The sequence below is a fragment of the Stenotrophomonas sp. ASS1 genome, assembly GCF_004346925.1.
GTDB classification, from domain to species: Bacteria; Pseudomonadota; Gammaproteobacteria; order Xanthomonadales; family Xanthomonadaceae; genus Stenotrophomonas; species Stenotrophomonas maltophilia_A.
The window spans coordinates 728,963-743,422 of record NZ_CP031167.1; the positions used below are offsets into that span (position 1 = coordinate 728,963).

Here is a 14,460-nt window from a genome sequence, read left to right on the forward strand (position 1 = left end):
GCCAGCTGTGAATTGAGGTCAACAGTGTTTTCCCGGGGCGAGGCTTAATCCGCGGCAGCAAAGCGCGCAGGCTACGCGCTCTTTTCCAGGACCTGCCCCACGCAGGATGACCCCATGAACTCCAGAGCCGCCTTGTTGGCCCTTGCCGTCGGCGCCTTCGCCATCGGCACCACTGAATTCGCGCCGATGGGCCTGCTGCCCGTCATTGCCGACGGCGTCGGCGTGAACATTCCCACCGCCGGCATGCTGATCACCGCCTATGCCGTGGGCGTGATGCTGGGCGCGCCGGTGATGACCCTGCTGATGGGACGGTTTGGCAAGCGCACCGCGCTGATGCTGCTGATGTCGATCTTCGTGGTCGGCAACCTGCTCTCGGCACTGGCCCCGAACTACGGCCTGCTGTTGCTGTCGCGTCTGGTCACCAGCCTCAATCACGGTGCCTTCTTCGGCATCGGTGCGGTGGTCGCCGCCAGCCTGGTGCCGAAGGACAAGCAGGCTGCCGCCGTGGCCACCATGTTCATGGGCCTGACCATCGCCAACATCGGCGGTGTGCCGCTGGCCACCTGGGTGGGCCAGCAGCTGGGCTGGCGTCTGTCCTTCGCCGGTACTGCGGTGCTGGGCCTGGTCGCGATCACCGCGCTCGGCCTCGCGCTGCCGGCATCCGCGCCGGGGCCGCGCCCGGACGTGCGCCGCGAACTGAGAGCGATCCTGCAGCCGCAGGTGCTGCTGGCGATGGCTACCACCGTGCTTGGCGCCGGCGCGATGTTCACCCTCTATACCTACGTGGCACCGGTGCTGACCGAACTGACCGGTGCCTCCAACGCCTTCATCGCGATGTCGCTGGCGCTGATCGGTATCGGCTTCACCTTCGGCAATGGCATCGGTGGGCGCATGGCCGACTGGTCGCTGGATGGTGCCACCCGCATCCTGCTGGCGGTCCTGGCCGTGTTGATGTTCGTGCTGCCGCTGGCCTTCATGAATCACGCCACGGCGGCGCTGGGCGTGCTGCTGTTCGGTGCGGCGACTTTCGCCATCGTGCCGCCGTTGCAGATCCGGGTGATGCAGGCGGCCAGCGAGGCGCCGGGGCTGGCGTCGTCGATCAACGTGGGTGCGTTCAACCTGGGCAATGCGCTCGGTGCAGCACTGGGTGGTGCGGTGATCAGTTCGGGCTTGGGCTACGCCGCGATTCCGGTGGCCGGTGGCCTGCTGGCGGCCTCGGGGTTGCTGCTGGCATGGCTGGGGCGTCCGCGCACTGCGGTGGCTGAGGCTTGCTGAGAGGGGAGGGTTTCCGGCAGGGCTGCGCCCTGCACCCGCCGAAGCAACAGCAACAGCAACAGCAACAGCAACAGCCTGCATTCCGTGGGTTGGCGGGGTGGGGCCGGTTGCGGGGGACGCCGTGAATCCGTCCATGGAGGCTTGGCCGCGGCATCCATGCCGCGGACACCCCCGCAACCGGACCCACCCCGCCTTCGACAGATTCCCGCGGTCTGTCGGAACGTCGTTCTGCTTTGGTAGGTGTCGACCTTGGTCGACACGAATGCCTGAAGAACCGGCTTTTGCTTTTGCTTTTTTCTTTTGATCTTTCCCGCGGTGGCAGGAAATTGTCCCTGGTCGGGAGGGTGGGTTGGCTGGGGGCGTGAGCCGCATGGATGCGGCGATCGAGCTTACATGGACGTACTTGCAGCGCCCCCCAGCCAACCCACCCTCCCGGCCTACCCCGATATCCAGCAAACACAACCACCGCGGAGGGGGCGGCGCCCGATGGCCGGTCTTTCACCCGAACCATGGCATGCTCGGCGCCAAGCCCACCCGGAACCTCCGCCATGCGCCTGTTCACCCGTGTCCTGCCCCTGATGCTGCTGGCCTCCCTGCTGTCCGGCTGCGGCTACAACGCCATCCAGCAGAAGGATGAAGCGGTCAAGGCCAGCTGGTCGGAGGTCATCAACCAGTACAAGCGCCGCGCCGACCTGGTGCCCAACCTGGTGCAGACCGTGAAGGGCTTCGCCAGCCAGGAAGAGCGCGTGCTGACTGAAGTGACCAACGCCCGTTCGCGTGTCGGCCAGATCAACGTCAATGCCGACGACGAAGCCTCGCTCAAGCAGTTCCAGCAGGCACAGGGCGAACTTGGCAGCGCGCTGTCGCGGCTGCTGGTGGTCACCGAGAACTACCCGGAACTGAAGTCGAACCAGAACTTCCGCGACCTGCAGGCGCAGCTGGAAGGTACCGAGAACCGGGTCACCGTCGCCCGCGGCCGTTACATCCAGCAGGTGCAGGACTACAACACCTACATCCGCTCGTTCCCGCAGGTGATCACCGCCAAGATCTTCGGCTACAAGACCAAGCCGAACTTCACCGTGGACAACGAAGCGCAGATCTCCAACGCGCCGGCGGTCGATTTCGGCAACGCGCCGCAGCAGCAGCCGGCACCGCAGCCGGGGACCTGATCGATGCGCCTGGCCTCTGCGCTGCTGGCCCTGCTGCTGTGGCTGCCGCTGGCCTCGCATGCGCAGCAGCTGGCGCCGGTTCCTGCGCTGGATTCGCCGGTGGTCGATACCACCGGCACGCTGGATGCCGCGCAGAAGCAGGCGCTGGTGCAGCAGGCGATCGAACTGCAGCAGCGCAAGGGCAGCCAGCTGCAGGTGCTGGTGGTGCCGACCACCCAGCCGGAGGACATCGCGCAGTACACCACGCGGGTCTTCGACCAGTGGCAGATCGGCCGCAAGGGCGTGGATGACGGGGTGCTGCTGGTGGTGGCCAAGGACGACCGGCGCGTGCGCATCGAGCCGGGCTACGGTCTGGAAGGCGCCATTCCCGATGCCATCGCCAACCGGGTCATCCAGGAATACCTGGTGCCGCGCTTCCGCAGCGGCGACTACGCCGGTGGCATCACCGACGCCACGGCGGTGCTGGTCAAGCTGATCGACGGCGAAACGCTGCCGGCACCGGTCAGCGGCCATCGCGGGCGTGAGCCCAGCAGTGGTGGCGATACCTGGTTCCTGGCGCTGTTCATCGGTGTGTTCGCCGGCAGCATCCTGCGCGGCGTGTTCTCGCGCGTGCCGCGCCCGCTGCGCGGCCTGCTCGGCGGTGCCGGTGCGGCGCTGGCGGCGTTCCTGTTCACGTCCACGCTGCTGGCCAGTGGCCTGGCAGGCGTCGTAGGGCTGATCGTGGCCATGCTCTCCGGCCATCCGGGCCGCTTTGCCGGTGGCGGCGGCTGGGGCGGTGGCAGCTGGGGCGGCGGAGGCGGCTTCGGTGGGGGCGGTGGATTTGGTGGTGGTGGCGGCTGGGGTGGCGGTGGTGGCCGCTCCGGTGGTGGCGGTGCTTCGGGGGGCTGGTGATGATCCAACGTCTATGTCGGCACGTGTTTTCGCCGTCGGTACGGCGCGCGTTCCCGCCCGCCACATTGCAGGCGATCACCGAGGCCATCGCGGCCGGTGAGCAGCGCCACGGTGGGCAGGTGATGTTCGCGGTGGAAGCGGACCTGCCGCTGGGGGCGCTGTGGCACAGGGTGACCCCGCGCCAGGCCGCCGAGCATGCCTTTGCCCGCCTGCGCACCTGGGATACCACCCACAACAACGGTGTACTGATCTACCTGCTGCTGGCTGACCACGCCATCGAGATCGTCGCCGACCGGGGTCTGCAGGGCCGGGTCAGTCCGGCGCAGTGGCAGCGGGTCTGCACCCACCTGCGCGAGGGCCTGCGTGGTTCCCATCCGGTGGAAGCGCTGCAGGATGCCATCGACGAGGTCTCCAGCCTGATCGAAGGGCACTTTCCGGCCTCGACGCGGTCGAACGATGACGCGTTGCCGAACTCGCCCCAGCTCCTTGGTTGAGCCGGGGCGGCACTGGCCCGAGAATAGGCGTTCAACCGCAAGGCACCTTCCATGATCTATTTCCACGACATCGACCCCATCGCCCTCTCGCTGGGGCCGATCAAGGTGCACTGGTACGGCATCATGTACCTGCTCGGCTTCACTGCGGCCTGGCTGCTGGGCCGCAAGCGCATCGCTGACGGGCGCCTGCCGGGTGTCGATGCCAACGGCTTCTCCGACCTGCTGTTCTACGCCATGCTCGGCGTGGTGCTGGGCGGGCGCATCGGCTACATGCTGTTCTACGCGCTGGGCGATTTCCTGCATAACCCGCTGCTGCTGTTCAAGGTCTGGGATGGCGGCATGAGTTTCCACGGCGGCCTGCTGGGCGTGATTGCCGCCTGCTGGTGGTGGTCGCGCAAGCACAAGCTGCATTTCTTCGACACCATGGACTTCATGGCGCCGCTGGTGCCGCTGGGCCTGGGCTTCGGCCGTATCGGCAATTTCATCGGTGCCGAGCTGTGGGGCAAGTACACCGACGGTAGCTGGGGCGTGGTGTTCCCGTCCGGCCTGCCGGCGCCGCTGAACCAGCTTGACCACGCGACGCTGCAGGCGCAGTTCGCCACCGGCGCATTGAACCAGTTCGCCCGCCATCCCTCGCAGCTGTATGAGGCGTTGCTGGAAGGCCTGGTGATGTTCGTCGTGCTGTGGACGGTGTCTGCCAAGCCGCGTCATCGCTACCTGGTTGGTGGCCTGTTCGCGCTGATGTACGGCCTGTTCCGCTTCGCGGTGGAGTTTGTGCGCATGCCCGACAACGGCGTCTACGTGGCCTTCGACTGGCTGACCCGTGGCCAGATCCTCAGCTTGCCGCTGATCGCCTTCGGCCTGGTGCTGCTGGTGATGTCGCGCCGCGCGCCGGTACTGCAGCCGCAGCCGCTGGTAGCTGCCGAGGGCAAGGCATGAAGGCTTACCTGGACCTGCTCTCGCACGTGCTGGAACACGGCGCCGAGAAGAGCGATCGCACCGGCACCGGCACCCGCAGCGTGTTTGGCTGGCAGATGCGTTTCAACCTGGCCGAAGGCTTCCCGCTTGTCACCACCAAGAAACTGCACCTGCGCTCGATCATCCACGAGCTGCTGTGGTTCCTGAAGGGCGACACCAACATCGGCTACCTGAAGGACAACCAGGTGCGGATCTGGGACGAGTGGGCCGACGAGAACGGCGACCTCGGCCCGGTCTACGGCAAGCAGTGGCGTAGCTGGGCTACCGCCGATGGCGGTGAGATCGACCAGATGCAATGGCTGGTGGACGAGATCAAGCGCAACCCCGACTCGCGCCGGCTGGTGGTCAGCGCTTGGAACGTGGGCGAGCTCTCGCAGATGGCGCTGATGCCGTGCCACAACCTGTTCCAGTTCTACGTGGTGGACGGCAAGCTCAGCTGCCAGCTGTACCAGCGCAGCGGCGACATCTTCCTCGGCGTGCCGTTCAACATTGCCAGCTACGCGTTGCTGACCCACATGGTGGCGCAGGCCACCGGCCTGGGCGTGGGTGACTTCGTGCACACGTTGGGCGATGCGCACCTGTATTCGAACCACTTCGAGCAGGCGCGCGAGCAGCTGTCGCGTGAACCGCGCGCGCTGCCGACGCTGTGGTTGAACCCGGAGGTGACCGACCTGTTCGGCTTCCAGTTCGACGACATCCGCATCGACGGCTACGATCCGCACCCGGTCATCAAGGCGCCGGTGGCGGTATGAGTACCCGCCTGATTTCCAGCGGCCTGCTGGCGCTGTGCGGCATGCTGCCGCTGGCCATGGTGCAGGCCGGACCGGCCGATGCGCTGTCGTTGGCCAGGCAGGTCAATGAGCAGATCGTGCACAAGCACATGCGCGAGGAAGTGCAGGCGTTCGCCGGGGCATTCAACGGCAGCACGATGCTGCCCCAGGATGTTCCGGAAGGCTGCCGGGCGCAGATGCGTGAGGCGGTAACCGGCATGTACACGGCGATGACCGAGCACCTGAAGGCGGGCGTCGAGAACCCGGCGTATCAGCGTGAGCTTGAACAGGGTCTGGCCACCGTCTATTCCAACGACCAGCTGAAAGCGTTCCTGGCGCGCGGCGCCAGCGACGATATCGCTGCGCTGTCGGCAGAGATCCTGTCGGGACCGGGCCTGAAGGAGATCGAAGAGGCGCAGAAGCAGAAGATCCTCGCTGGCCTGGATGAGCAGACCACGTCCAGCCCTGCGCTGGCTGCGGCGTTGCAGGCCGCCAGTGCCGCAAACGCTGCCTGCGAACGCCTGCAGATCGACGCCAGCTGAGGAGGTGGTAGCAATGAAGCTGTCGATGATCGTGGCGCTGGACCGCAACCATGGCATCGGCCAGGGCAATGCCATGCCCTGGCACCTGCCGGACGACTTCAAGCACTTCAAGGCGCTCACCCTGGGCAAGCCGATCCTGATGGGGCGCAAGACTGCCGAGTCGATCGGCCGCGTGCTGCCGGGGCGGACCAACCTGGTGCTGACCCGCAGCGGCCAGGTGCCATTCGAGGGCATGCGTGCGGTGGCGTCGCTGGACGAAGCGAAGTTGATTGCCGAAGGCGAGGGCGCCAGTGAGCTGTGCATCATTGGCGGCGGCGAGATCTTCCACCAGCTGCTGGAGCAGGCCAGTGACCTGTACCTGACCTGGGTGGATGCCGAAGTCCCCGCCGATACCCATTTCCCCGAAGTAGACGTGCAGGACTGGCGGGAAGTGAGCAGCGAGCCGCACCCGGCCGACGAACGCCACGCCTACGCGTTCCGCTTCGTGCACTACGTGCGCCGCTGATCGCTGCGCATCTGTAGAGCCGAGCCATGCTCGGCTGCTGTTGCCGGACACATCCCGTAGCCGAGCATGGCTCGGCTCTACAGGATTGCCTACGGCATCCGGTAATGCCCGATGATCGTGTGCTGGAACAGCAGGTTCTCTTCCCGCGTGCCGCGCGCGATGTTGTGCAGCACCAGCGGCGTGCCATTGGCCAAGCGCCGGTCGGAGACGATACCCACATGCAGCAGGCCGTTGCCGTTGAGCTTCCAGGCGACGATGTCGCCGGCTGCGTAGTCGGCGGCGGCGGTGCTGATCGGCTGCTGCCAGCGCTGCCGCTCGAACCAGCGCATCAGGTTCGGTACGCGACGATGATCGATGTTGCGGTCCGGCCGTGACAGGGCCCAGATCGCCGGATAGGCACTGAAGTTGCCGCGCATGTCTTCATGCACGCGTGCCTGCAGGTCCAGGCCCTGGCTGCGCAGGGCGCGCACCACCACATCGGTGCACACGCCGCGATCCAGTGGCACGTCGCCGCCGGGATAGGCCAGCACTTGATAGGCAGGGTCGTAGCGGGTGGTGACGCCGATCTGCGCGCGCGCCGCAGCCACCAGTGGCGGCGAAGGCGCCTGTGGTGGCGTCGGTGTGCGTTCAGCGCTGTCCGCAGCCGTGGGAGCAGTCGGCGAGCCGGGTTGGCAGCCGCTGGCCAGGGCCAGCGTCAGCAGCAGCACCGTCCATGGTGCCCAGCCGTGCCGCGTCATGCCTGCGGCGGGGTGCTGTTGTTGTTGGGACCGCCGGAGCCACCACCACCACCGCCACCACGGCGACGACGACGGCGCGGGCCGCGGTTGCCCGGGTTGGCGGCCGGAGCATTGCCGCCGCCCTGTTCCTTGCCCTGCGCCGGTGCAGCCGGGCGCTCGTGCGCCGGGCGCGCTGGCGGGCGGGCGTTGGGCACGGGTGCCGGTACATCGCGGCCTGGCACCTGCACCACGCGCAGTTCATCGGTATCGAGCTGGATCGCGGTCAGCTTGCCGCCCCAGACCGCGCCGGTGTCGATGGCGTGCACGCCCTGGGTGATGGTCAGGCCCAGCGCCGACCAGTGGCCGCAGACCACCTTGAGGTCACGCTCGACCCGGCCCGGCACTTCGAACCAGGGATACAGCCCCTGTTCCTGGGTGCCCGGCGTGCCCTTGTCCTCGATGCCGATGCGCCCGCGCGGGGTGCAGTAGCGCATGCGGGTGAGCACGTTGATGATCGCGCGCGAGCGGTCGTAGCCGGACAGGTTCGGTGCCCAGCTCGGCTTGTCGCCGTACATGTTGCGGAACAGCTTGCGGTAGCCGGCGCCGTGCAGCTGCACCTCGACTTCGGCTGCATGCTTCTCGGCCATCTGCGTGGTCCACTTCGGCGCCAGGCCGGCGTGCACCATCATCCAGCCCAGCTCGCGGTCCACGTGCACCAGCTTCTGCAGGCGCAGCCAGTCCAGCAGTTCGTCGCGGTCCTCAGCCTGCACGATGCGCAGCAGGTCCGGGTTGACCTTGCGCTGTTCCTCTTCGGTGCGCGCACCGACGGCCAGCAGCGAAAGGTCATGGTTGCCCAGCACCACCACGCTGTGCTCGCGCAGCGAATGCACCAGCCGCAGCGTTTCCAGTGACTGGCCACCGCGGTTGACCAGGTCGCCGCAGAACCACAGGGTGTCCTGCGCCGGGTCGAAACGGATCTTCTCCAGCAGTCGCTGGGTGACGTCATAGCAGCCCTGCAGGTCGCCGATCGCCCACACACTCATCGTTCGGCCTCCGTGTCAGTGCAGGGTACGCGGGATGGCCAGCACGAAAGGTGCGACCGGCGCGGCAAATTCGGTGCCGTCGTCGGCGACCATGTCGTAGTGGCCCTGCATGGTCCCGTGATCGGTCCCCAGCATGACACCGGACGTGTAATGGAAGTCTTCACCGGGACGCAGGCGCGGCTGCTCGCCGATCACCCCGTCACCATCGACGTGCTCGACGCGGCCGTTGGCATCGGTGATGCGCCAGTGGCGTGCGACCAGGCGCGCGGCAACACGCCCCTGGTTGTGGATGCGGATCGTGTAGGCGAACGCATAGCGCCCGTCTTCCGGCGCGGATTGATCGTCGAGGAAGCGCGGTGCGACTTCGACGGAGATGGCATAAACGTCAGCGTCTTCCATACCGGCAGTGTAATCAGGAGGCATTGGCCAAAGCGATGAATTCGGCCACGTCCAGCTGTTCGGCGCGGGCATCGGGACGCACGCCGGCGGCAACGAACTGTTCGGCGGACACCACGTTGTTCAGGGCGTTGCGCAGGGTCTTGCGGCGCTGCCCGAAGGCGGCCTTGACCACCTCGGCGAAACGCTTGTGGTCGTGGATGTAGATCGTGGCCGGGTCACGCGGCACCAGCCGCACCACGGCCGAATCGACCTTCGGCGGCGGCCGGAACGCGCCCGGCGGCACCACGAACAGCGAGGTCACCTGGCAGTAGGCCTGCAGCATCACGCTGAGCCGGCCGTACACCTTGCTGCCGGGGCCGGCGGCCATGCGGTCGACCACTTCCTTCTGCAGCATGAAGTGCATGTCGCGGATCACCGCCGCATGTTCCAGTGCATGGAACAGGATCGGCGAGGAGATGTTGTAGGGCAGGTTGCCGACCAGGCGGATCGGCTGGCCGGCAGCCAGCTCGGTGAAGTCCACGCGCAGCACGTCGCGGTGGACGATGGTCAGCTCGCCCAGCGGCTCGGCGGCGGCGGTCAGTGGCGCGATCAGGTCGCGGTCGAACTCGATCACCGTCAGTTTCGGATGCACGCGCAGCAGCGGCAGGGTGATCGCGCCCTGGCCGGGGCCGATCTCGACCAGGCGGTCACCGTCTTTCGGGTTGACCGCCATCACGATCTTGTCGATGTAGTGGCGGTCGGCCAGGAAATGCTGGCCAAGCTGCTTCTTGGCCGGGGCGGTGAACACCGGGCCGGAGGGGGAATGCGGGGAATTCATGCGCTCAGTGTACGTTGCCGCGCAAGCTGCGCACACAACGTCGTTGCCGCCTGCAGGCTGGAAGGATCGGCAATGCCGCGGCCGGCAAGGTCCAGCGCGGTGCCATGGTCCACCGCCACGCGCGGGTAGGGCAGGCCCAGGGTCAGGTTCACCGCCTGCTCGAAGCCCGAATACTTCAGCACCGGCAGGCCCTGGTCGTGGTACATCGCCAGCACGGTGTCGAAGCCTGCCAGCTTGGCCGGCAGGAAGGCGGTATCGGCCGGCAGCGGCCCGATCAGGTCCATGCCCTCCGCGCGCAGGCGCTGCAGCAGCGGGATGACCAGGTCCAGTTCCTCGCGGCCCAGATGACCGTCTTCACCGGCATGCGGGTTCAGGCCGAGCACGGCGATGCGTGGCGCGGGCAGGCCGAATTCGCGGCGCAGCGCAGCGTGTACGGTGCGCAGGGTGTGTTCCAGGCCGGGCGCGGTGATCGCGTCGGCCACCTCGCGCAGTGGCAGGTGGGTGGTGGCCAGGGCCACGCGCACGATGTGGTTGGCCAGCATCATCACCACCTTCACCCCGGCCTGGTCGGCCAGCAGTTCGGTGGTGCCGCTGTAGGCGATGCCGCCTTCGTTGATGACCGCCTTGTGCACCGGGCCGGTGACTACGCCGTGCAGTTCGCCGGACAGGCACGCCTGGCCGGCACCGAGCAGGGCGCCGATGACGGCGCCGGCGTTGGACGGATTGGCCTGGCCGAAGTGGCTGGGCACGGTATTGGCCACCACGCGCACACGCAGATCGCCGGGGACGCGTGCTTCGGCGTCCTCGGGCAACAGCTGCAGGGGCAGGTTCAGCGCGGCCGCGGCCGCGCGCAGGGTATCCGGGTCGGCGAAGGCCAGCAGCCGGCAATCTTCACGCGGCTGCTGGACGAGGCGGACACACAGCTCCGGGCCGATCCCGGCGGGCTCGCCCGGTACCAGAGCGAGCTCGGGGCGCATCGGTCAGGACTGCGGCGGCGTGGCGGTGTTTTCCGCGCGGTCGCCGCTGCGGAAGCTGACGTAGGCTTCGCCACGCAGTTCCTGCAGGAAGCGGTTGTACTCGTCTTCCAGCTTGCGGCGGCCGATGGTCTCGCGGACCTGGGCACGCTGGTTGTCAGTGGTCACGTCGGTCTGGCGGGTGCCCACGCGCTGCACGATGTGCCAGCCGGCATCGGTGCGGAACGGCTGGCTGACGCCACCGTCCTGGATGCCGGACACCTGCTGGCCGAACGCCGGACCGAACGCGTCGGCCGGGAACCAGCCCAGATCGCCGCCCTGGCCCTTGCTGTTGTTGTCCTCGGAGGACTCCTTGGCCACGGTCTCGAAGTCCGCGCCACCGGCGATGCGGGCACGCAGGGTATCGATCTTGGCCTTGGCGGCAGCGTCGGTCTGGTGATCGTCCACGCGCACCAGGATGTGGCGGCCGTGGTACTCGGTGACCGTGTGCTCGCCACCGCTGGCGGCGCTGGCATCACGCACTTCCACCAGCTTCAGCAGCTGGAAGCCGCTGGGGCCGCGGATCGGGCCGACCACTTCGCCGGGCTTCATCTTTTCCATCATCTGCGCGAAGGCCTGCGGGATTTCGTCCAGGCTGCGCCAGCCCAGGTCGCCGCCTTCCAGCGCGTTGGGGCTGTCCGAATAACGCACGGCGGCGGCGTTGAAGTCCAGCTCACCCTTGTCCAGCAGGGCCTTCACGCCTTCGGCCTTCTTCTGGCCGGTGGCGATCTGGTCGGCGTTGGAGCCGTCGGGCAGGGCGATCAGGATGTGCGCCAGGTGGTACTGGTTGCCAACCGTGGCCTGCTGCTTCAGGGCGGCGTCGACTTCGCCCTCGCTGACGCTGATGCGGCTCTGCGCGAAGCTCTGGCGCAGGCGCTGCACGGTGATTTCATCGCGCACCGAAGCGCGGAAATCGTTGAAGTCGATGCCGTCGTGGGCCAGGCGCTGGCGCAGTGCATCCAGGTTCGAGCCGTTCTGCTGGGCGATGGCATTCATCGCCTGGTTCAGCTCCTGGTCGCTGACGCGGATGCCGCTGCCCTGGGCGCGGGCCACCTGCAGCTTGACCAGCACCAGGCGCTCGAGCACCTGGCGGCTGAGTACGTCTTCCGGCGGCAGCTGGTTTTCACGGCCGGCGTACTGCGCCTTGATGTTGGCGATCGCACGCTGGAGCTCGCTCTGCAGGATCACGTCCTCGTCGACGACGGCGGCGATGCGGTCCAACGGCTGCGCCTCCTGCGCGAGCACCTGCAGGGGGGCGGACACGCTGGACACCGCCAGCAGGGAGGCGAGAAGAACGGGGAAGCGCTTGGTCATGGGATCTGATTCGGATCGTAGTCATCCCGGGTCGCCCCGGTGTTGCTGGGCGGCACGAGATAGAGGTCGTCGCGGTTGTAGCCGAGGATAGCACGGCGCAGCGTACGGTCCGTGTCCTGGCCGATGGAGCTGAGGCCCTTGAGGACGAACTCCAGCTGGATGGAATTGTTCATGTCGCCTTCGCGGTTGCGCACGTAGCGGCGGGCCACTGCACGCACGGCCAGGCAGCAGCTGTCCCACTGCACGCCGGCGATGATCTCCAGCGGTTCCTTGTCCTGCAGCGAGTAGTAATACCGGCCCACCAGGCTCCAGCGCGCATTCAGCGGGTACAGGAACGACAGGTCGGCCTGCTCAAGCAGGGTCCGGTCATGCTTGTTGGCGGTTGCCGGGGCGCCGGCATTGATGCGGTAGCGGTAGCTGAGATTGATCACGCCATCGTTGGGCATCAGATAACGGGCGCGGACGCTGGCCAGATCCTCGCGCTTGTACTTCGGGTCCCACTGGTAGGTGGCGCCCAGGGTCCAGCGGTCGTTGATCATGTAGTTGCCGTCGGCGATCCACGCCGACTTGCCCTTCTCCACCGGCGCGCCGCCCGGCGTGGTGCTCACCCGCGATTCGTCGAAGTACTGGATCTGGCCGATCGCGGCCGAGAAGCGTTCCTTGCCGGTGGTCTGGTCGATGAAGCGGGTGCCCAGTGCCAGGGTCAGCTGGTTGGCATCGTTCTGGCGGTCGGCGCCGGTATAGCGCGAGTCGCGGAACAGCTGGCCCCAGCTGAAGGTGAAGTCACGGGTGTCGAAGATCGGCAGCTCGTCCTGGTTGCGGTAGGGGGTGCGCAGGTAGAACAGGCGCGGCTCCAGGGTCTGCAGGAATGACTTGCCTCCGATCGACGTCTCGCGATCGAAGAACAGGCCGGCATCAAGGCTGCCGATCGGCAGGCTGCGGCTGGGCGAGGTATTGCCGCGCAGCTGTTCCGGAGTGGCCGTGGCCGGGTCGATGCCCTGCGAGCGCAGGATCTGGGCCTGGATGCCCCTTACCCCATCCACTAGACCACGGTCCAGTTGATAGGCGGTGTAGCGGTAGGCCAGGGTAGGGGTCACATACCAAGCTGCGCCACTGATCGGGAACGACACATACGGCTTCACGTCCAGTCGCGAACCGCCGCTGACACCGACGCCGTCGGTCCACTGCACTCCATTACGGGTGTACTGCAGATCCTCGCCGGCGCCGACGGCATTCTTGAAGTTGATGTCGTCATGCGTGAAGCGCACCGCTTCGGTGTAGATGCCGGTTTCCAGCCACGGCAGCACCGGCTTGTTCCAGTTGAAGAACAGGCGTGGCTCGCGGTTGTAGGGCAGGGCGCGCTCGTCGAGGGTGTAGTCGGTCAGCTGCCAGCGGTCGGCCATGATGCCGGCCGTCCAGTTCTGGCCTGTGCCGTACAGGCCGATGGTGCTCTGCAGGTTGGAGGCGGTCACCCCCACCAGGCGGTTGGCGAAGTCCTCGACATAGCGTTCGTCGCTCACCCAGGCCAGGTTGGCGCGGGCCTGCCAGTGGCTGTTCACGTTGTGGTAGCCGTCGAACATCACCCGGCCGCGGTCGCGGTCGCGCAGCTTGTCGTCGGGCATGTAGCTGGTCAGCACCTCGCCACGGCCGCCGTTGTAGAGGTAGCGGAACTCGTTGTCGAGCAGCAGGCCGCGCCGGCTCATGTAGCGCGGGGTCAGGGTATCGTCGTAGTTCGGCGCCAGGTTGAAATAGATCGGCTGCGCATAATCGAAGCCATTGCGCCCGGACATGCCCAGCTGCGGGAACAGCAGGCCGGTCTTGCGGCGGTCATCGATCGGGAACTTGAAGTAGGGCGCCCACAGCACCGGCACCTTGCCGATCCGCAGCACGGCGTTGCGGGCCGTGCCGAAGCCTTCGTCGTTGTCCACTTCGATCTGCGGCGCCGACAGCTTCCACACCGGCTGCGACGGGTCGCAGGTGGTGTAGGTGGAGCGGTGCATCTGGCCGACCGCGCCCTGCAGGTCGACCGACTCGGCATCACCGTTGCCCCGGCGCGACACCAGCTGGTACTTGATGTCGGAGATCTTGTGGGTGTCGCTTTCCTGGTTGCCTTCGGCGCGCTTGGCGACCATCCGGATCGACCCGTCCTGGTAGCGGACATTGCCGTCGGCGATGTAGTTGCCGGTCTCGGTGTCGAAGCTGAGCTTGTCGGTACCGACGAACTGGTCACCCCGGCGCAGCGCCACGTTGCCCTCGTACTGCGGCACCGTGGTGGTGCCCAGCAGCTGGTCGCCTTCGATGTCGGTCGGCTGGTTCTCGCGGGCGGCTGCGGCAGCAGCCTTGTCCTGGGCCGGGACCGGGGTGGGGGCGTCGGTGAACGCGGGAATGACGTCGGTGGCCGGGCACAGGCCCCAGTTGAGCGGCTTATCATCGGCCATCGCCGGCAGGCTGATGGCGATGCTCAGAGGCAGGGGAAGCAGGCGGAGGGCTCGGCGCACGCGGTTCGGATTCGGGCGAAAACGGACGGTAGCTTG

15 protein-coding genes are annotated in these 14,460 nt (G+C 67.2%); 8 read left to right on the forward strand and 7 right to left on the reverse strand.

Annotated features, from left to right (window positions below):
- The first annotated feature begins 114 nt into the window (after nucleotides 1-114).
- The 8 genes from MG068_RS03305 (at nucleotide 115) to MG068_RS03340 (ending at nucleotide 6,624) form a co-directional block, all read left to right on the forward strand.
- Complete coding sequence (locus MG068_RS03305; protein WP_132809241.1) at nucleotides 115-1,275, forward strand: MFS transporter; 1,161 nt, start codon at nucleotides 115-117, stop codon at nucleotides 1,273-1,275.
- A 548-nt stretch (nucleotides 1,276-1,823) separates the two neighbouring features.
- Entirely contained in the window at nucleotides 1,824-2,444 is a 621-nt protein-coding gene (locus tag MG068_RS03310) for a LemA family protein (RefSeq protein WP_032130538.1), read from the forward strand.
- Between the two features lie 3 nt (nucleotides 2,445-2,447).
- Entirely contained in the window at nucleotides 2,448-3,335 is an 888-nt protein-coding gene (locus tag MG068_RS03315) for a TPM domain-containing protein (RefSeq protein ID WP_132809242.1), read from the forward strand.
- Nucleotides 3,335-3,829: a TPM domain-containing protein gene (locus MG068_RS03320; RefSeq protein WP_032129898.1), complete on the forward strand. Its 495-nt coding sequence runs from the start codon at nucleotides 3,335-3,337 to the stop codon at nucleotides 3,827-3,829. Before MG068_RS03315 ends, MG068_RS03320 begins: the two co-directional genes overlap by 1 nt.
- A gap of 51 nt (nucleotides 3,830-3,880) precedes the next feature.
- Entirely contained in the window at nucleotides 3,881-4,768 is an 888-nt protein-coding gene (lgt, locus tag MG068_RS03325; RefSeq protein WP_049422854.1) for a prolipoprotein diacylglyceryl transferase, read from the forward strand.
- A complete protein-coding gene (locus MG068_RS03330; protein ID WP_132809244.1) occupies nucleotides 4,765-5,559 on the forward strand; it encodes a thymidylate synthase in 795 nt (264 codons plus the stop codon). Before lgt ends, MG068_RS03330 begins: the two co-directional genes overlap by 4 nt.
- The gene (locus MG068_RS03335) at nucleotides 5,556-6,119 is read left to right on the forward strand and encodes a hypothetical protein (RefSeq protein ID WP_240792114.1); all 564 of its coding nucleotides are present in this window, start codon (nucleotides 5,556-5,558) and stop codon (nucleotides 6,117-6,119) included. Before MG068_RS03330 ends, MG068_RS03335 begins: the two co-directional genes overlap by 4 nt.
- 13 nt (nucleotides 6,120-6,132) lie before the next feature.
- The gene (locus MG068_RS03340; RefSeq protein WP_132809246.1) at nucleotides 6,133-6,624 is read left to right on the forward strand and encodes a dihydrofolate reductase; all 492 of its coding nucleotides are present in this window, start codon (nucleotides 6,133-6,135) and stop codon (nucleotides 6,622-6,624) included.
- A gap of 89 nt (nucleotides 6,625-6,713) precedes the next feature.
- On the opposite strand, the gene MG068_RS03345 is transcribed toward MG068_RS03340, so the two are convergent.
- Genes MG068_RS03345 through lptD form a run of 7 tightly spaced genes read right to left on the reverse strand, consistent with a single transcriptional unit; the run spans nucleotide 6,714 to nucleotide 14,424 of the window.
- Complete coding sequence (locus tag MG068_RS03345) at nucleotides 6,714-7,361, reverse strand: DUF1287 domain-containing protein (RefSeq protein ID WP_132809248.1); 648 nt, start codon at nucleotides 7,359-7,361, stop codon at nucleotides 6,714-6,716.
- Complete coding sequence (locus tag MG068_RS03350; protein ID WP_121504905.1) at nucleotides 7,358-8,383, reverse strand: symmetrical bis(5'-nucleosyl)-tetraphosphatase; 1,026 nt, start codon at nucleotides 8,381-8,383, stop codon at nucleotides 7,358-7,360. The genes MG068_RS03345 and MG068_RS03350 overlap by 4 nt, the downstream gene beginning before the upstream one ends.
- A gap of 15 nt (nucleotides 8,384-8,398) precedes the next feature.
- Nucleotides 8,399-8,782, reverse strand: a complete 384-nt coding sequence (gene apaG, locus MG068_RS03355; protein ID WP_005412297.1) for a Co2+/Mg2+ efflux protein ApaG — start codon at nucleotides 8,780-8,782, stop codon at nucleotides 8,399-8,401.
- Between the two features lie 13 nt (nucleotides 8,783-8,795).
- Entirely contained in the window at nucleotides 8,796-9,599 is an 804-nt protein-coding gene (rsmA, locus tag MG068_RS03360) for a 16S rRNA (adenine(1518)-N(6)/adenine(1519)-N(6))-dimethyltransferase RsmA (protein ID WP_132809250.1), read from the reverse strand.
- Nucleotides 9,596-10,576 (reverse strand): 4-hydroxythreonine-4-phosphate dehydrogenase PdxA, encoded by a 981-nt coding sequence (pdxA, locus tag MG068_RS03365; RefSeq protein ID WP_132809252.1) that lies wholly within the window; start codon nucleotides 10,574-10,576, stop codon nucleotides 9,596-9,598. Before pdxA ends, rsmA begins: the two co-directional genes overlap by 4 nt.
- Nucleotides 10,577-10,579: 3 nt before the next feature.
- The gene (locus MG068_RS03370) at nucleotides 10,580-11,926 is read right to left on the reverse strand and encodes a peptidylprolyl isomerase (protein ID WP_032129906.1); all 1,347 of its coding nucleotides are present in this window, start codon (nucleotides 11,924-11,926) and stop codon (nucleotides 10,580-10,582) included.
- The gene (lptD, locus tag MG068_RS03375) at nucleotides 11,923-14,424 is read right to left on the reverse strand and encodes an LPS-assembly protein LptD (protein WP_132809254.1); all 2,502 of its coding nucleotides are present in this window, start codon (nucleotides 14,422-14,424) and stop codon (nucleotides 11,923-11,925) included. The genes MG068_RS03370 and lptD overlap by 4 nt, the downstream gene beginning before the upstream one ends.
- Nucleotides 14,425-14,460: the final 36 nt, after the last annotated feature.